Origin of the sequence: Luteimonas suaedae, assembly GCF_008312895.1 — a bacterium.
Taxonomy (GTDB): domain Bacteria; phylum Pseudomonadota; class Gammaproteobacteria; order Xanthomonadales; family Xanthomonadaceae; genus Luteimonas; species Luteimonas suaedae.
Genome location: NZ_VSSP01000001.1, coordinates 251,289 through 267,979 on the forward strand (window position 1 = coordinate 251,289; position 16,691 = coordinate 267,979).

Below are 16,691 nucleotides of genomic sequence, written 5' to 3' on the forward strand. Positions count from 1 at the left end.
TTGTCGGACTGTCGGAGGACGGAGTGGCCGCCTGCTCGGCGGAGGGCGTGCGCTCCCAACGCCGATATCCGCGGCACGCCTGAGCCTAGGCAAGGCGGCGTGAAAGGAAGGTCCGGAGAGGGGCCCTTCGTGAAGCGCGGCCTGTGCGCGCCCCGCAGAGGTCGGCACGAAACATGCACGGGCTCAGGGGCATGACACCACTCCAGGAGGGCGACCGATGCTTGCCGCGCGTTGTTTGTTTCTCATGATCTTCACGACCGCGCTGGCGGCGGTGCCGGCCAGCGATGCGCGTCCCCATCTGCAGGATGAACCAGCCGCCAGCGACCCCGCGAGTGCGTCCCTGGCCGCAAGCGACCGCAGGTTCCTGCGGGCGGCCCTCGAGCGCGGGCAAACCGAGGTGGCGGCGGGCAAACTGGCGACGGAACAGGCCGCGTCGGAGGCGGTCAGGCGCCTGGGCGAGGAGATGGTGCGCGACCACCGCCAGAGCAACGAGCGGCTGATGGCGCTGATCCGGACGGATCCGTCGTTCCGGCTGCCGCGGCCCCAGCGCGACCGCCTCGACGGCCTGACGCAGCTGCAGGGCGACGCCTTCGACCAGGCCTACCTGCGGCAGATGCAGGAAAGCCACGCCCGCGCGATCGCACTCTACACGGAGGCCGCCGCGTCGGTGCAGGACGCGAAGGTGCGCGAGTTTGCCAAGCAGACACTGCCGACGCTGCGGCGCCATGCCGCGGAGACGGAGACACTGCTGGCGGTGCAGGCACGCGGAAGGGGAACCGAAGCACAGGCCGATCCGCGCCGGGAGCGGTGACCGGATCCGGCCGCTACCGCCCCGGACACAGCCTCGCGTCCAGCGCGATCTCCGCGCACGCCGCATTGCGGACGTGCGCGGCATCGGCGTGATCGGCGTTGAGCAGATAGTTGAACTCGTTGCGACATAGCGCACTCGGCACCCGCAGCATCAGGCTGCCGCATTTCGCGGCCCAGGCGTCGCCGACACGCTGCACTTCCGGCCGGTAGGGATAAGCGTCCCAACCCGACGGCAGGTCGGTCAGCGTCCGGACCAGGCCGCCCTCGACCTCGGCCGATGCCAGGAATACCCGGTCGGGCGTGGCGTCATCGGGGAGGTGGGCCAGGAACTCCAGCAGTGCGCCCGCCGGGGACGCGGCGGCATACACCACGCGGGTACCGGCCGACGTCCAGCGGCCGGCCGAGCCCGGGCCCCGGAGGTCGAACGGCGCGTCGCGCTCGTCGAGCGCGACCACCCGGTAGATCGCGATCTGCGCGCCTTCGGCGCGTGCCCCGGCGGTAGTCGTCGTCGCGATCGACGACGCGGTCAGCGCCGGCGGATCGCTGGCGGGAAACGACTCCTCGAGTGCTTCGTCGAGATCGTCCTCGTCGGGTGCGTTCGAGCCCGGCATGTTGTCCTCCACTACCGCGGTTTCTGGATGGCGCTGATCCGCCCGCGTGCGCGTACCCGCTCCGCGTGTGCGGACGCGGCACCCGCGGGGGCGGTGTCGCTTGTGAAGGCCGGCCGCTCACCGGCCGCCGGCGAGGCGGGCAGTCGCGGCAGCCGTGGGGACGCCGCGGCGCGCGCCGGCGCGGCGAGCATTCCCTTTCGGCTGCGGCCGCGACCGATGCCGTAGTAGGCCAGCCCCGCGTCCTCGACCTCGTGTGGGTCGTACAGGTTGCGGCCATCGAACAACACTGCGTCGTGCAGGGTACTCCTGAGCAACAGGAAGTCCGGACTGAGGAACTCCTTCCACTCGGTGACCAGCACCAGTGCGTCGGCGCCGATGAGTGCATCGGTCGCCGACTCGCAGAACGTCAGGGTGGAGCGATCGTCGAACACGCGCCGGGCCTGCGGCATCGCCTTCGGGTCGAACGCGCGCCGGGCCTGCGGCATCGCCTTCGGGTCGAACGCGCGCACCGCGGCGCCGGCGCCGGCGAGCTGTTCCAGCAGGCGGATGCTGGTGGCCTCGCGCATGTCGTCGGTGTCGGGCTTGAACGCCAGCCCCCAGACCGCGAACGTCTTCCCGCGCAGGCGCGCTTCGCCGCCGTAGTGCGCAGCGATCAGTTCGAACAGGCGCCCCTTCTGCCGCTCGTTGACGGTCTCCACCTCGCGGATCAGCCGCGCCGGACGCCCGCAACGTTCGGCGGTATGCAGAAGCGCCTTGACGTCCTTCGGGAAGCACGAGCCGCCGTAGCCGGCGCCGGCATAGATGAAATGCCAGCCGATGCGCGGATCTGGGCCGATGCCGCGGCGCACGTACTCGATGTCGGCGCCGACGTCCTCGGCGATCGCGGCGATTTCGTTCATGAAACTGATCTTGGTCGCGAGCATGGCGTTGGCCGCGTACTTGGTCAGTTCCGCCGAGCGCGTGTCCATGGCCACCATGCGGTCGCGGTTGCGGTTGAACGGCGCGTAGAGCGTGCGCAGCGCGGCCCGCGCGGTCTCGCTTTCGGTGCCCACGACGATTCGGTCGGGACGCATGCAATCCTCCACGGCGGCGCCTTCCTTGAGGAACTCGGGATTGGACGCGACGTGGACCGGCAACGTCAAGTCGCGCCGCCGGAGTTCGGCCGCGATCCGTTCGCGTACGCGGTCGGCGGTGCCGACCGGGACCGTCGACTTGATTGCCACCGTCACCGGTCGCGTCAAATGGCGCCCGATCGAGGACGCGCATGCCATCACGTGGCGCAGGTCCGCATTGCCGTCGCTGGCGGGCGGCGTGCCGACCGCGATCAGGATCACGTCGGCGTGGTCGATGGCGCGCGCGCTGTCGGTGGTGAAGTCGAGACGGCCCGCCTCGACATTGGTCGCGATCAGCGCCGGCAGGCCGGGTTCGTGGAGCGGGATGCGGCCCTGGCGGAGCTGCATGATCTTGTCGTGGTCGACGTCGAGGCAGACGACGTCGTGTCCCACTTCGGCCAGGCAGGTGCCCGTGACCAGGCCGACGTATCCGGTTCCGAAAATGCTCACGCGCACGATGCTTTCTCCTGGTTGGGTTGCTTCTTGATCGAATGTCCCTGGGCGACGGAATAGGCCGACCGGAAGCCTCGCCGACAGCGGAAGCAAGCCGTGTACCAGCAGATCAAGACCGGGTGAAATCCAGCGGATTCGCATCCGCCGCGAGGTCCCTGGCGCAGCGCCGGTGCTGCGAGCGGCGTCACGTCGTCCGCAGCCGGCACCGCCGTTCGGCAGGCGACAAGCAATTTATTCGGTAGACGAAGAAGTTGCAGCTGCTGATCCTGCTCCGCCTGGCGCGGGCACGTCGGCGCCGTTGCGTGCAGATCGGCGCAGGCATGCGGTCCAGCCGTCGACTCGGTACCCGCGCGGTCGCTGGCACGCGATTTGCGGGCATTCCCTCGTGTCCGGCGTGTAGTCGCGCCGCGACGCCCACAGTCCACACGAGAGGACAGGATATGGATGGCGCAAACGGAGAACGGAGAACACGACCGGCGGGCCGCGCCATCGTCACCGGTGGTGCTGGTTTCCTCGGCTCGCACCTGTGCAGGCGCCTGGTGGCCGATGGTTGCTCGGTGGTGGCGATCGACGACCTTTCCACCGGCGATCCGCGCAACCTGGCGTCGTTGATGACGCACGAGCGTTTCGATTTCATCGAGCACGACATCACCCAACCGCTGCATATCCGGGCCGATGCCATCTTCAATCTCGCCTGCTGCGCGTCGCCGATCCATTACCAGGCCGACCCGCTGAAGACCCTGCGCACCTGCGTCGACGGCGCCGCCAACGTGCTGCGGCTGGCGCGTGAGTGCGGCGCACGGGTGCTGCAGGCGTCCACCAGCGAAGTCTACGGTGAGCCCGAGGTGCATCCGCAGAGCGAAAGCTACCGCGGCGCGGTCAGCGCGACCGGGCCACGTGCCTGCTACGACGAGGGCAAGCGCTGCGCCGAGACCCTGTTCTTCGATTGTCACCGCCTCTATGGCACCGAGATCAAGGTCGCCCGCATCTTCAACACCTACGGCCCGCAGATGCGTGCCGACGACGGCCGGGTGGTGTCGACGCTGATCGTCCAGGCACTGGCGGGCGAGCCGATGACGGTCAACGGCGACGGCATACAGACGCGCTCCTTCTGTTACGTCGACGATCTGGTGGAGGGCCTGGTGCGCCTGATGCGGACCCCGCCCGAGGTCACCGGCCCGGTCAACCTCGGCAACCCCGGCGAGGTGACGATGCTGGAACTGGCCGAGCGCATCCGCGAACTGACCGGCGCCCGCGGCGGCATCGTGCACCGGCCGATGCCCGAGGACGATCCCACCCGCAGGTGTCCCGACATCACGCTTGCCAAGCGCCTGCTCGCCTGGTCGCCACAGGTGCCGCTGGACGAGGGGCTGGCGCGCACCGTCGACTGGTTCCGGCGCCTGCATGCCGGTCGTGCCGCCAGGCGGACCGGGACGACATGGCGGGAGGCGCGTCATGTCGCCTGATCGCATGAAGACGGTCGCCGGCGAGGCCATCACCGGTGGAGTCGCACTGATCACCGGCGGCGCGGGATTCGTCGGTTCGCACCTGGCCGACGAACTACTCGCGCGCGGCTACCGCGTCCGCGTGCTCGACAACCTGTCCACGCAGGTGCATGGCGAATCGGCCTCGCGCCCGGCCTATCTCGCGCCGGACGTGGAGCTCGTGCGCGGCGACATCCGTGATGCCTCTGCGGTACGCAATGCCCTGCGCGGCGTCGACGCGGTGTTCCATTTCGCCGCCGCGGTCGGGGTCGGACAAAGCATGTACGAGATCGAGCGCTACACCGACGTCAACAACCGCGGCACCGCGGTGCTGCTCGAGGCGCTGGCGGACGCGCCGGTGCGCAGGCTGGTGGTGGCCTCGAGCATGAGCGTGTACGGCGAAGGCCTGTACCGCACGCCGGCCGGCGAGGTGGTCAGCGCCGGCGAGCGTTCCTACGAACAGCTCAAGCGCGGCGAGTGGGAAGTGAAGGCGGACGACGGTGTACTGTCGCCGGTGGCCACGCCGGAGACCAAACCGGCCGAACCCTCATCGGTCTACGCGCTGTCGAAACTCGACCAAGAGCGCCTGTGCCTGATGGTCGGCCGGGCCTATGGCATGTCGGCCGTGGCGCTGCGGTTCTTCAACATCTACGGGCCGCGGCAGGCGCTGTCCAATCCCTACACCGGCGTGCTGGCGATCTTCGCCTCGCGCTTCCTCAACCGGCGCCCGCCGCTCATCTACGAGGACGGCCGGCAGCGGCGTGATTTCGTGCACGTGCGCGACGTGGCGCGCGCCTGCCGGCTGGCGCTGGAGACACCGCAGGCCGACGGCGGCGTGTTCAATGTCGGCAGCGGCGAATCGCGCACGATCGCCGGTCTTGCGGAGGAGATGGCGGCGGCCCTGGGGGTCGACGACCTGCCGGCGGAGATCACCGGCAAGTTCCGGGTCGGCGACATCCGCCATTGTTTCGCGGATATCTCCCATGCCGAACGGGTGCTGGGCTATCGCCCGCGGACAAGCCTGGGCGAAGGCCTCGAGGAGCTGGTCGAGTGGATGCAGGGCCAGCGCGCATTCGATCGCGTCGAGGACGCCGGCGCCGAGCTGGCGCGGCGGGGTCTGCAGCTGTGAGCGCCGAAAGCCACCGCCGCCTGGCCGACATCGGCCTGATCGAATGGCTGCGCATCGGCGACGTCGACCGCGTCGACCAGCTGCTCGAGGACATGCGCATGCTCGGCGTGCGCCGCCTGCGCACACAGTTCTCGTGGGCGGACTGGCATGCGCCGGACGGCGCCGAGTGGTATCGCTGGCTGCTGCCGCGGCTGGCGGCCGAGTGCGAGCTGTTGCCGTGCTTCAGCTACACGCCGCCGTCGCTCGGGATCGAGCCGCGCACGGCCTCGCCGCCACGCGACAGCCGCGCCTTCGCCGACTTCCTGGACCAGATGATCGGCCGCTTCGGCAGGCATTTCGAGTGGGTCGAGCTCTGGAACGAGCCGAACAACCTCAACGACTGGGACTGGCACCTGGACCACGACTGGCAGATCTTTTCCTCGATGATCGGCCAGGCCGCGCACTGGGCGCGCAAGCTCGGCAAGAAGACGCTGCTGGGCGGCATGTGCCCGACCGATCCGAACTGGCTGGCGATGATGGCGCAGCGCGGCGTGCTGCGCCACATCGACGCGGTCGGCATCCATGGTTTCCCGGGCACCTGGGAATTCCACGGGCGCGGCTGGAGTGACGTGGTGCGCGAGATCCGGCGCGTGCTGCAGACGAACGGCGCCTCGTCGGAGATCTGGCTGACCGAGGTCGGCTACTCGACCTGGCGACACGACGAGATCGAGCAGCTGCGCCAGTTGCGCGCGACGCTGGAGGCGCCGGTGGAGCGGATCTACTGGTACGGCGCCTACGACCTGCACGACAGCCGCAGCCACCAGGACGGATTCCACGAGGACGAGCGTCACTATCATTTCGGGCTGCGTGACGAGCACGGGCGTGCCAAGCTCGCCTTCCGGATCTGGGAGGCCGGCGGCTTCGATGCGATCGACGCGCTGGTGCGGTTGCACAGCGACACCGGTGTGGGCCTGTCGCGGGCGCCGCGCACGGCCGCACCCGCGGCGCTGGAGCGGGGCGCCGCGACGGCATCGCGCTCGCGCGGCGACGATGCCGCGAGCGATGCCGCCGCGGTCACGCCACTGCCGCGGCGCCCGCGATTGGCGCCGGTTGAAGGCGCCGGCGACAGAAGGCCGGTGCTGATCTTCGGTGGCGCGGGGTTCGTCGGCACCAATCTCGCCGCGCGGTTGCTCGAGGAGGGCCGCCGGGTGCTGGTGTTCGACAACCTGTCGCGCGCGGGCGTGGAGCGCAACCTGTGCTGGTTGCGCGAGCGCTACGGCGATCGCCTGCAGGCGGAGGTCGCCGACGTGCGCGATCGCCACCTGGTGCGCGAGGCGGTCGCGCAGGCGGCGCAGGTGTACCACTTCGCCGCGCAGGTGGCGGTCACTTCGAGCCTGGACGACCCGCGCACCGATTTCGACATCAACCTGGGCGGCACCTTCAACGTGCTCGAGGCGATTCGTACCGCCGCGCGTCCGCCGCCGCTGGTGTTCACCTCGACCAACAAGGTCTACGGCGCGCTCGAGGACATCGCGCTCGAACCCGTCGGCGCGCGGCAGCGGCCGCGTGACGCGCGGCTGCGCGAGTACGGCGTCGACGAGACCCGGCCGCTCGACTTCCACAGCCCCTACGGCTGTTCGAAGGGCGGTGCCGAGCAGTACGTGCTCGACTATGCGCGCAGCTACGGCCTGAGCGCCGCGGTCCTGCGCATGAGCTGCATCTACGGGCCGCACCAGTTCGGCAACGAGGACCAGGGCTGGGTCGCGCATTTCCTGATCCGGGCGCTGCAGCGGCAGCCGATCATCGTGTACGGCGACGGCCTGCAGGTGCGGGACGTCCTGTTCGTCGAGGACCTGGTGGACGCGCTGCTGCGCTGCCAGGGGTTCATGCCGAAGCTGTCGGGGCACGCCTACAACATGGGCGGCGGGCCGGCCAATGCCGTGAGCCTGCTGGAGCTGCTGGACAGGATCGGCGAGCTGACCGGCGAGCGGCCCGAGGTCTCGCACGCGCCCGGGCGCATCGGCGACCAGCGCTACTACGTGTCCGATACCCGCGCCTTTGCCGCCGCCGCCGACTGGTCGCCCACAGTGAACGTCGGCGAGGGCCTGACCAGGCTGCACGACTGGCTGTGCGAGGAAGGCGTCGCGGACGGGCCCGCCGCGACGCGCGCAAGGACGCACGCGGCATGAGCGTGGCGAGCATGCATGCCGCCGTCTTCAGCGGCCCCGGGCGCATCGAGCTCGCGCGGCAGCCGCTTCCGGCGCCCGCCCCGGGGCAGGTGCGCGTGCGCCTGGAAGGCTGCGGCGTCTGCGCGTCCAACCTGCCGGTCTGGGCCGGCCGGCCGTGGTTCGACTATCCGTTCGCGCCGGGCGCGCCCGGCCATGAAGGGTGGGGCGAAGTCGATGCGGTCGGCGACCGGGTCGACGGCTGGCGGGTCGGCGATCGTGTCGCGCTGCTGTCCGGCCACGCCTATGCCGAATACGACCTCGCCGACGCCGGCGCCTTGGCGCGCCTGCCCGCGGCGCTGGACGGACGTCCGGTGCCGGGCGAACCGCTCGCCTGCGCGATGAACATCTTCCGCCGCTCGCAGGTCGAGCCCGGGCAATGGCTGGCGGTGGTCGGCGTCGGCTTCATCGGCGCGCTGCTGATCCAGCTCGCCGCCGGCGCTGGCGCCCGGGTGCTGGCACTGTCGCGCCGCTCCTACGCGCGCGAGGTGGCGCGCGACTGCGGCGCGGTCGAGACCATCGCCACCGACGACCGCCAGGCGGCCGCCGGGCGCATCGGCGAACTGACCGGTGGCGCCGGCTGTGCGCGGGTGATCGAGGCCGCCGGCGAGCAGGCGACGCTCGACCTGGCCAGCGACATCGTCGCCGAAGGCGGGCGCCTGGTGATCGCCGGCTATCACCAGGACGGCCCGCGGCAGGTCGACATGCAGCAGTGGAACTGGCGTGGCATCGACGTTGCCAATGCCCATGAGCGCGATCCGGCGGTGATCGCGCGCGGCCTGCGCGAAGGCGTGGCGGCGGCGGCCGACGGCCGCCTCGATCCCTTCCGGCTGATGACCGACCAGGTGCCGCTGGACCGGCTGGGCCGCGCGTTCGAGGCGATGCGCAACCGGCCGACGGGTTTCCTGAAAGCGACGGTGGCGCCGTGAACGCGCAGTTGCAGCCCGTGGCGGAACGCCCGCGTCTGGGCTTTCTCGGCGTCGGCTGGATCGGCCGACAGCGGATGCAGGTGCTGGCCGAGTCCGGCGTGGCGACCGTGGCGGCGGTGGCCGACATCAATCGCGACGCGGCCGCCGCCGCCGCCGCGGACATCGACGGTGCGGGCGTAGTGGACGCCGAGGCGCTGTTCGACCGCGGCGATCTCGATGGCGTGGTCATCGCCACGCCGAGCGGTGCGCACGCGGCCCAGGCCGTGGCCGCGCTGGAGCGTGGATTGGCGGTGTTCTGCCAGAAGCCGCTGGCGCGGACCGCCGAGGAGACCGCGCGGGTCCTGGCGGCGGCCCGCGCCGCCGACCGGCTGGTCGACGCCGATTTCAGCTATCGCCATCTCGCTGGCGTGGCGCGGCTGCGCGAACTGGTGCGCGGCGGCGCGCTTGGCGAGGTGCATGCGATCGACCTGACGTTCCACAACGCCTACGGGCCGGACAAGCCGTGGTTCTACCGCTTCGAGCAGTCCGGCGGCGGCTGCGTGATGGACCTCGGCATCCACCTGGTCGACCTGGCGCACTGGATCTGCGGCGGCGGCGCCCATGCGATGGCGGTGCGGCTCTACGCCGGCGGCGAGCGCCTGCGTCCGCCGCTGGACACGGTGGAGGACTACGCGTCGGCGCAATGGGAGCTCGACAGCGGCGCCTGCGTGCGGTTGACCTGTTCCTGGTGCCTGCACGCCGGCTGCGACGCGGAGATCGGCGCCGCGTTCTACGGCACGCGCGGCGGCGCCGCGGTGCGCAACGTCGCCGGATCGTTCTACGACTTCACCGTCGACCACTTCGACGGCACCGCGCGGCAGCGCCTGGCGCAGCCGCCGGATGCCTGGGGCGGCCGTGCGCTGGTCGACTGGGCGCGGCGGCTGGCGGCCGACCGTCGCTACGACCGCGAGGCCGGCTACCTGCTCGACGTGGCGCGCACCGTGGACGCGATCTATGGCCGCTGAACGCAGCCGCCGGATCCTGATGACGACCGATACGGTCGGTGGCGTGTGGCAGTACGCGCTGGAGCTGTGCCGGCAGCTGACCGCGCGCGGCGACCAGGTGTTGCTGGCGACGATGGGCGCCGAGCCCAGTCGTGCGCAACGCGGCGACGCCGAGTCGATCGAGCACCTGCAGCTGGAATGCAGCGGCTATCGCCTGATCTGGATGAAGGCACCGTGGCCGGACATCGAACGCGCGGGCCACTGGCTGCGGGCGTTGGCGCACGAGTTCCGGCCGGACGTGGTGCATCTGAACGATTACGCGCACGGTGACCTGCCGTGGACGGCGCCGGTGCTGATGGTCGGGCACTCATGCGTCCTGTCGTGGTGGCGGGCGGTGCATGGCACGCCGGTGCCGCCGGAGTGGCAGCGGTACCGCAGGCGCGTACGCGCCGGTCTGCAGGCGGCGGACCTGGTGGTGGCGCCGACGCGCGGCATGCTGCGCGCCCTGCAACGCCACTACGGGCCGCTCGCGGCGACGCGGGTGATCGCGAACGGACGCAGTCGCACGCGCGTCGGCGAGGTGCGCCAGACGCCGCTGGTGTTCGCCGCCGGCCGCCTGTGGGACGAGGCCAAGAACGTCCGCACCCTGGCCGACATCGCGCCACGCCTGCCGTGGCCGGTCTGCATCGCCGGAAGCGAACGCCATCCGGACGGTGGACAGGCGCTGCTGCCGAACGTGCGCCTGCTCGGGCAGCTGCCCGAGGCGAAGCTGCGCAGCTGGTGCTCGCGGGCCTCGATCTACGCGCTGCCGGCGCGCTACGAACCGTTCGGGTTGTCGCCGCTCGAGGCGGCACAGGCCGGCTGCGCGCTGGTGCTGGGCGACATCCCGACGTTGCGCGAGGTCTGGGGCGATGCCGCGGTATTCGTGGCGCCGGACGACCACGAGGCGCTGGCACGGGAGATCCTGCGCCTGATCGTGGAACCGGCCGTCCGCCGCGACTACGCCGCGCGCGCGCGCCGCCGCGCGCAGCGCTACACGCCGCAGGCGATGGCGGACGGCTATTGCGCCGCCTATGCCGAACTGCTGCAAGGACGCGCGCGGCCCCGCGCGCGTGCGATCAAGGAGGTGTACGCATGAAGGTCGTCCTGTTTTGCCACTCGCTGGTCTCGGACTGGAACCACGGCAACGCGCATTTCCTGCGCGGGATCGTGGCCGAGCTGCAGGCGCGCGGACATGCCGTGGATGTCTACGAACCGAGTGACGGCTGGAGCCGCACGCAGCTGCTGCGCGAGCATGGGATCGCGCCTCTGCTGGAGTTCCGGCGCGCGTTCCCGCAGCTGCACAGCACGCTGTACGACCCGGCGGCGCTGGACCTGGAGCGCTGGCTGGAGCGCGCGCTCGACGGCGCCGACGTCGTCATCGTCCACGAGTGGAACCCGCCGGCGCTGGTGGCGCGGATCGGACGCCTGGCGCCGCGCGGCTGCCGCCTGCTGTTCCACGACACCCATCACCGCTCGCGCACCGCGCCGGAGGAGATGGCGCGCTACGATCTTTCCGCCTACGACGGCGTGCTGGCCTTCGGCGAGACCGTGCGCCAGACCTATCTGGAGCATGGCTGGTGCGAACGCGCCTGGACCTGGCACGAGGCGGCCGACCAGCGCGTGTTCTTCCCGCGCCCGGCCCGGGAGCCGGAGGGCGACCTGGTCTGGATCGGCAACTGGGGCGACGAGGAACGCACGCACGAGCTCGACACCTTTCTGCTGCAACCGGTGCGCGAGCTGGCGCTGACGGCGCGCATCTACGGCGTCCGCTACCCGGCGCCGGCGCTAGAGGCGCTGCGCAGGGCGGGGCTGGCCTATTGCGGCTGGCTGCCGAACCACCGGGTGTCCGAGACCTTCGCGCGCTTCCGCGCGACCGTGCACGTCCCGCGCGGGCCGTACGTGGAGGCGCTGCCGGGGGTGCCGACCATACGCGTGTTCGAGGCGCTGGCCTGCGGCATCCCGCTGGTGTGCGCGCCTTGGCGCGACGAAGAAGGGTTGTTCTCGCCGGGAAGCGACTACCTGTTGGCGCGCGACGGCACGCAGATGCGACAACACCTGCGCGCGCTGCTCGCCCATCCCGAATATGCGGCGGAACTGGCCGGCCACGGCCTGCGGACGATCCGCGCCCGCCACACCTGCACACATCGCGTCGACGAACTGCTGGCGATCCTGGCGACGCTCGCCCCGGTGCCGCAGGAACGCTCGGTGACCGAATCCGTAAAAAGGAGCCTCAGCCATGCCTAGTCCGCTGCGGATCGCGTTCTTCGGGTCGAGCCTGCTGTCCTCCTACTGGAACGGCGCGGCCACCTACTACCGTGGCCTGCTGCGCGCGCTGAGCCGGCGCGGCCACCGCATCACCTTCTTCGAGCCCGACGCGCTGGAGCGCCAGCAGCACCGCGACATCGACGCGCCCGACTGGGCGCAGGTGGTCGTCTATCCCGCGACCGAATCCGGCGTGGCGCAGGCGCTGGAACAGGCGCGGGGCGCCGACATCGTGGTCAAGGCCAGCGGCGTCGGCGTGTTCGACGCCCTGCTGGAGCGGGAGGTGCTCGGGCTCGGGTCCGCGTCCTCGTCGGTGCTGTTCCTGGACGTCGACGCGCCGGCGACGCTGGAGCGGATGCACGGCGACGCGGACGATCCGTTCCGCGCGCTGGTCCCGCGCTACGACCTGGTGCTGACCTACGGCGGCGGGCCGCGGGTGATCAAGGCGTATCGCGCGCTCGGCGCCCGCGACTGCATCCCGATCTACAACGCGCTGGATCCGGAGGAGCACCGGCCGGCGCCGCCGGATGCGCGCTTCCAGGTGGACCTGGGCTTTCTCGGCAACCGGCTCCCGGACCGCGAGGCGCGGGTGGAGCAGTACCTGTTCGAGGCTGCGCGCGGCGCGCCCGAGCAGCGATTCCTGCTCGGCGGCAGCGGCTGGGAGGACGTGCCACAGAACGTGCAGCGGATCGGCCACGTCTCGACCCGTGACCACAACGCGTTCAACTGCAGCGTGCGGATGGTGCTCAACATCAACCGCGACAGCATGGCGCGGTTCGGCTGGTCGCCGCCCACGCGCGTGTTCGAGGCGATCGGTGCCGGCGCCTGCCTGATCGTCGATGCCTGGGAAGGGATCGAGCACTTCTTCGAGCCGGAGCAGGAAGTGCTGGTGGCGCACAACGCGGAGGACGTGATCGGATTCCTGCGCTCGATCGGCCCGCAAGAGGCGAAGCTGATCGCCGCGCGCGCGCGCCGCCGCGCCATGAGCATGCATACCTATGCCGATCGCGCACTGCAGATGGAAGCGGCACTGACCGGTGACGCACAGGAGGCTGCGTGACATGACCATTCCGCTGGACATCGTCTTCCTCGGGCTGTCGTTGCGCTCGTCGTGGGGCAACGGCCATGCCACTACCTACCGCGCCCTCATCGAAGCGCTCGAGGCCGAAGGACACCGCGTGCTGTTCCTCGAGCGCGACGTCCCCTGGTACGCACAGCACCAGGACGCGGCCGGCGAACTGCCCGGCACGCTGGCGCTCTACGACGGCCTGGAGTCGCTGCAGGACGCGCATCGCGCCGCGGTCGAACAGGCCGACCTGGTGGTCGTGGGCTCGTACGTCCCCGACGGCATCGCGGTGGGCGAGTGGGCGCAGCGGACGGCGCGCGGGGTGGTGGCCTTCTACGACATCGACACGCCGGTCACCGTCGCCAGGCTGGAGCAGGGCGGTTGCGACTATCTGCATCCGCGGCTGATCCCCGGCTACGACCTCTACCTGTCGTTCTCGGGCGGGCCGCTGCTGCGGACGCTGACCGGGCGCTACGGCGCGCCACTGGCCCTGCCGTTCTACTGCTCGGCCGACGTGCGGCGCTACTACCACGAACCGCTCAAGCGGGTGTACGACCTCGGCTACATGGGCACCTACAGCGACGACCGCCAGCCGGTGCTGCAGCGGCTGCTGCTGGACCCGGCGCACGACTGGCCCGGCGGGCGCTTCGCCGTCGCCGGGCCGCAGTACCCGGAGTCGATCGCCTGGCCCGAAAACGTCGAGCGCATCGAGCACCTCGGCCCTGCCGAGCACCGCGCCTTCTACAACCGCCAACGCTTCACCCTGAACGTCACCCGTGCCGACATGGTGGCAGCGGGCTGGTCGCCGAGCGTGCGCCTGTTCGAGGCCGCGGCGTGCGCGACGCCAATCGTGTCGGACCGTTGGCCGGGCATCGAAACGCTGTTCGAGCCGGGGCGCGAGATCCTGCTCGCCGACACCCCGGCCCAGGTGCTCGCCTGCCTGCGCGAGATGCCGCACGAGGAGCGGGTGGCGATGGGGCGGCGCGCCCGCAGCCGCGTGCTGTCGGAGCACACGGCCGCGCATCGCGCCTACGCACTGGCCCGCTACTTCGATCGCGCGGTCCAGAACCGGACCGACCGCTGCAGAACAGAACGCACCCGGCCAGGGCAGGAACCGCCTGTCCGGCAACCGGAGGAAGTTTCATGACGGCGCAACACGAGACGAAGCGAACCACCGACCACGACGAGATCCGCCGCTGGGTGGAGTCTCGCGAGGGGTGGCCGTCGACGGTCGCCGAAACATCCGCGCCGGACGAGGATGCGGGGGTGCTGCGGATCGCCTTCCGCGACGATCCCGCGCTGGAGAAAATCAGCTGGGAGGACTTCTTCGAGAAGTTCGAGGACGAGGAGCTCGCCTTCCAGGAGCGCACGCGCGACGGCTCGCGCAGCCGGTTCTTCAAGTTCGTCGAGCGGGATGCAGATTGAGGCCGTTTCATGAAACCCATGACCGATGCACTGGAAACGCGCACCTCGTCGGTGGACGCTGACTTGCAGACGCAGGTACAGGCGCTCGCACCCTGGTTCCACAACCTCCATCTCGGTAATGGCGTGGAAACCGCGCCGGCGCATGCGCTCGGCGATTTTCCCGCCTTCAAGTGGGCGCAGATCGCGCCGCACATCGATCGCGATCTTTCCGGATGGACGGTGCTCGACATCGGCTGCAACGCCGGCTTCTACAGTTTCGAGCTGGCCAGGCGCGGCGCCCGGGTGACCGCCATCGACGTCGACGAGCACTACCTGCGCCAGGCGCGCTGGGCGGCGGGCCGGTTCGATCTCGCCGATCGCGTGGAGTTCCGGCAGATGAGCGTGTACGACCTGGCGCGCCAGCCGCAGACGTACGACCTGGTGTGGCTGATGGGCGTGTTCTATCATCTGCGACATCCGCTGCTGGCGCTCGACATCGTGCGCCATCTCACCCGGCGCCAGCTGGTGCTGCAGACGATGACCCTGCCGGGTGAGACGACGATGGTCACGCCCGCCGACCTGCCGCTGGATGCGCGGGCGACGATGTGCGAGCGCGACTGGCCCAGCATGGCCTTCGTCGAGCACCGCGTCGCCGGTGACCCGACCAACTGGTGGGTGCCGAACCATGCCTGTGTCCAGGCGATGCTGCGCAGTGCCGGGTTCGAGGTCGGCGCGCGCATCATCGACGAGACCTATCTCTGCACGCCGGCCGCGGCCGGCCAGGCGCCGAGCGTCGAGGATGAATTGCGCGCCGCCACCGGCACGCTCGCTCCGGCACAATAGGGCGGGCCCCGGCCCACCGCTGCGTCCCGCCCGCCGCCGCTCAAGAAAGCCATCCGGCCCGCGCGCGCACGTCACGCAGCACCAGGCCGCCGCGCGGCAGGGCCGGCAGCCGGTCGAAAGCGATTGGCGCCGCCCGTTCCGGCACGGTGCAGGAGATGCCATCGGCGAGGATCTGCGCGGTCTGCTTCATCAGCGCCAGCGTGATCCACTCCCCGGGACAGCGATGGCCATCGGCGTGTTCGCCGCCGCCTTGCGGCACGAGATCGAAGCGGACGTCGAATGGCATCTCGAATCGCGAGGGCGCGAAGCGCCAGGGCGTCCGCCAGATGCGGGGATCGTGATTGGTTCCGTACAGGTCGAACATGACGCGCACGTCCGCCGGAAAATCCAGCCCCTGCCAGGAGAACGCGAGGCAGGTGCGCGCGGCGACCGCGGGAAAGAACGGATAGAAGCGCCGGACCTCCTGCACGAAACGGTCCAGCGCGGCCGGATCGGCCGTGCGTAGCTTCTCCATTTCCCGCGGATGGGCATGCAGCGCGTGTGCCACGAAGACCGCGTAGACGGCGACGGCGGTCACCGGGCGGATCAGGTTCAGCAGCTCGACGGCAGCGGTGCGCTCGTCGAGCGTCGTGCCGTCGGCGTCGACATGCCGCGCGACGACCGCGAGCGGCGCGGCGGCATCGCAAGCGAGCGATCCCGCACGCACGCGACGGACGAGGCTGGACAGCCAGTGCTCGGTTTCCCGGCGCGAGATGCGCGCCTTCCAGTGGCGCGGCCCGACCGCGCCTGCGCCGTCGAACAGGGCGACGATCTGGCGGGTGCGCCGCGACGCCTCGAACTCGTCCGCCGGAATACCGACCCATTCGCAGGCCGTCCGCGCCAGCAGCGAACACATGCCCGCGTAGAATCGGATCTCCCCTTGCGCCTGCCAGTCGCGGACGTGGATCCGCCACTGCCGTGCCGCGATCCGCAGCAGGCCGTCCGTTGCGTCGCCGGTCGCGACCGCCAGCAGCATCGCCTTGCGAGCCCGATGCGCGGCTCCGTCCATGCCCTGCACGCCGCCTTCGCCGAGCAGGGTCTTCCTGATCCGCAGCGGCATCGCGCCCTCGCGCTTCATCAACGACGTGTCGTAGAACAGGGCGGCCGCCTCGCGGCCGGTCATGCAGATCGTGCGCCGCGCCATCAACCGCGTGGAGAACACGTCCGAACGCAGGCGCCGCGCGCGCCGGCCGATGAAGCGATAGGGGTCGGATAGCAGCGCCAACGTACTTTCGGGCGAGTGGTCGCGTGGAATCTCGGCCAAGACGGCTCCTCGTGTCTACCGGGGCGTCGATCGAATGTAGGCCGCGACGCGTGAGC

General features: G+C 70.7%; 15 protein-coding genes. 12 read left to right on the forward strand and 3 right to left on the reverse strand.

What is annotated here, in order from left to right; translation table 11 throughout:
- Positions 1 to 217: 217 nt before the first annotated feature.
- Entirely contained in the window at positions 218 to 811 is a 594-nt protein-coding gene (locus tag FXO19_RS01140) for a DUF4142 domain-containing protein (protein WP_149193220.1), read from the forward strand.
- Between the two features lie 13 nt (positions 812 to 824).
- Here the strand turns inward: FXO19_RS01140 and FXO19_RS01145 are convergent, their stop codons facing one another.
- Together FXO19_RS01145 and FXO19_RS01150 are read right to left on the reverse strand one after the other, a co-directional pair.
- Positions 825 to 1,421: an RES family NAD+ phosphorylase gene (locus tag FXO19_RS01145; protein WP_149193221.1), complete on the reverse strand. Its 597-nt coding sequence runs from the start codon at positions 1,419 to 1,421 to the stop codon at positions 825 to 827.
- An 11-nt stretch (positions 1,422 to 1,432) separates the two neighbouring features.
- The gene (locus FXO19_RS01150) at positions 1,433 to 2,989 is read right to left on the reverse strand and encodes a UDP-glucose dehydrogenase family protein (protein ID WP_149193222.1); all 1,557 of its coding nucleotides are present in this window, start codon (positions 2,987 to 2,989) and stop codon (positions 1,433 to 1,435) included.
- 437 nt (positions 2,990 to 3,426) lie between these two features.
- Here FXO19_RS01150 and FXO19_RS01155 point away from each other — a divergent pair, with 437 nt between their 5' ends.
- From FXO19_RS01155 to FXO19_RS01205, 11 genes are read left to right on the forward strand one after another with little or no spacing between them, the layout of a single operon-like run.
- Positions 3,427 to 4,452: a UDP-glucuronic acid decarboxylase family protein gene (locus FXO19_RS01155; RefSeq protein ID WP_149193223.1), complete on the forward strand. Its 1,026-nt coding sequence runs from the start codon at positions 3,427 to 3,429 to the stop codon at positions 4,450 to 4,452.
- Positions 4,442 to 5,599 carry an NAD-dependent epimerase/dehydratase family protein gene (locus tag FXO19_RS01160; protein ID WP_255516206.1) on the forward strand — a complete coding sequence of 386 codons (1,158 nt, stop codon included), beginning with the start codon at positions 4,442 to 4,444 and terminating at the stop codon, positions 5,597 to 5,599. Before FXO19_RS01155 ends, FXO19_RS01160 begins: the two co-directional genes overlap by 11 nt.
- Positions 5,596 to 7,767, forward strand: coding sequence for an NAD-dependent epimerase/dehydratase family protein (locus FXO19_RS01165; RefSeq protein ID WP_149193224.1), 2,172 nt, complete (start codon positions 5,596 to 5,598; stop codon positions 7,765 to 7,767). The genes FXO19_RS01160 and FXO19_RS01165 overlap by 4 nt, the downstream gene beginning before the upstream one ends.
- Positions 7,764 to 8,732 (forward strand): MDR/zinc-dependent alcohol dehydrogenase-like family protein, encoded by a 969-nt coding sequence (locus tag FXO19_RS01170; RefSeq protein ID WP_255516208.1) that lies wholly within the window; start codon positions 7,764 to 7,766, stop codon positions 8,730 to 8,732. Before FXO19_RS01165 ends, FXO19_RS01170 begins: the two co-directional genes overlap by 4 nt.
- The gene (locus tag FXO19_RS01175) at positions 8,729 to 9,736 is read left to right on the forward strand and encodes a Gfo/Idh/MocA family protein (protein WP_255516209.1); all 1,008 of its coding nucleotides are present in this window, start codon (positions 8,729 to 8,731) and stop codon (positions 9,734 to 9,736) included. The genes FXO19_RS01170 and FXO19_RS01175 overlap by 4 nt, the downstream gene beginning before the upstream one ends.
- A gap of 19 nt (positions 9,737 to 9,755) precedes the next feature.
- A complete protein-coding gene (locus FXO19_RS01180; protein WP_255516211.1) occupies positions 9,756 to 10,853 on the forward strand; it encodes a glycosyltransferase family 4 protein in 1,098 nt (365 codons plus the stop codon).
- Positions 10,850 to 12,001 (forward strand): CgeB family protein, encoded by a 1,152-nt coding sequence (locus FXO19_RS01185; protein ID WP_149193226.1) that lies wholly within the window; start codon positions 10,850 to 10,852, stop codon positions 11,999 to 12,001. The genes FXO19_RS01180 and FXO19_RS01185 overlap by 4 nt, the downstream gene beginning before the upstream one ends.
- Entirely contained in the window at positions 11,994 to 13,079 is a 1,086-nt protein-coding gene (locus FXO19_RS01190) for a CgeB family protein (protein ID WP_149193227.1), read from the forward strand. The genes FXO19_RS01185 and FXO19_RS01190 overlap by 8 nt, the downstream gene beginning before the upstream one ends.
- 1 nt (position 13,080) lies before the next feature.
- Positions 13,081 to 14,232, forward strand: coding sequence for a CgeB family protein (locus tag FXO19_RS01195; protein WP_149193228.1), 1,152 nt, complete (start codon positions 13,081 to 13,083; stop codon positions 14,230 to 14,232).
- Positions 14,229 to 14,510: a hypothetical protein gene (locus FXO19_RS01200; protein ID WP_149193229.1), complete on the forward strand. Its 282-nt coding sequence runs from the start codon at positions 14,229 to 14,231 to the stop codon at positions 14,508 to 14,510. The genes FXO19_RS01195 and FXO19_RS01200 overlap by 4 nt, the downstream gene beginning before the upstream one ends.
- A gap of 18 nt (positions 14,511 to 14,528) precedes the next feature.
- Positions 14,529 to 15,332: a TIGR04290 family methyltransferase gene (locus tag FXO19_RS01205; RefSeq protein WP_149193230.1), complete on the forward strand. Its 804-nt coding sequence runs from the start codon at positions 14,529 to 14,531 to the stop codon at positions 15,330 to 15,332.
- A 40-nt stretch (positions 15,333 to 15,372) separates the two neighbouring features.
- On the opposite strand, the gene FXO19_RS01210 is transcribed toward FXO19_RS01205, so the two are convergent.
- Positions 15,373 to 16,635: a cytochrome P450 gene (locus FXO19_RS01210; protein WP_223115400.1), complete on the reverse strand. Its 1,263-nt coding sequence runs from the start codon at positions 16,633 to 16,635 to the stop codon at positions 15,373 to 15,375.
- Between the last annotated feature and the right edge of the window lie 56 nt (positions 16,636 to 16,691).

Excerpts from the sequence above, each read along its gene's own strand:
- FXO19_RS01140 (WP_149193220.1), top strand. The coding sequence starts at position 218 with ATGCTTGCCGCGCGTTGTTTGTTTCTCATGATCTTCACGACCGCGCTG.
- FXO19_RS01145 (WP_149193221.1), bottom strand. The coding sequence starts at position 1,421 with ATGCCGGGCTCGAACGCACCCGACGAGGACGATCTCGACGAAGCACTC.
- FXO19_RS01155 (WP_149193223.1), top strand. The coding sequence starts at position 3,427 with ATGGATGGCGCAAACGGAGAACGGAGAACACGACCGGCGGGCCGCGCC.
- FXO19_RS01160 (WP_255516206.1), top strand. The coding sequence starts at position 4,442 with ATGTCGCCTGATCGCATGAAGACGGTCGCCGGCGAGGCCATCACCGGT.
- FXO19_RS01170 (WP_255516208.1), top strand. The coding sequence starts at position 7,764 with ATGAGCGTGGCGAGCATGCATGCCGCCGTCTTCAGCGGCCCCGGGCGC.
- FXO19_RS01180 (WP_255516211.1), top strand. The coding sequence starts at position 9,756 with ATGACGACCGATACGGTCGGTGGCGTGTGGCAGTACGCGCTGGAGCTG.
- FXO19_RS01185 (WP_149193226.1), top strand. The coding sequence starts at position 10,850 with ATGAAGGTCGTCCTGTTTTGCCACTCGCTGGTCTCGGACTGGAACCAC.
- FXO19_RS01190 (WP_149193227.1), top strand. The coding sequence starts at position 11,994 with ATGCCTAGTCCGCTGCGGATCGCGTTCTTCGGGTCGAGCCTGCTGTCC.
- FXO19_RS01195 (WP_149193228.1), top strand. The coding sequence starts at position 13,081 with ATGACCATTCCGCTGGACATCGTCTTCCTCGGGCTGTCGTTGCGCTCG.
- FXO19_RS01200 (WP_149193229.1), top strand. The coding sequence starts at position 14,229 with ATGACGGCGCAACACGAGACGAAGCGAACCACCGACCACGACGAGATC.
- FXO19_RS01205 (WP_149193230.1), top strand. The coding sequence starts at position 14,529 with ATGACCGATGCACTGGAAACGCGCACCTCGTCGGTGGACGCTGACTTG.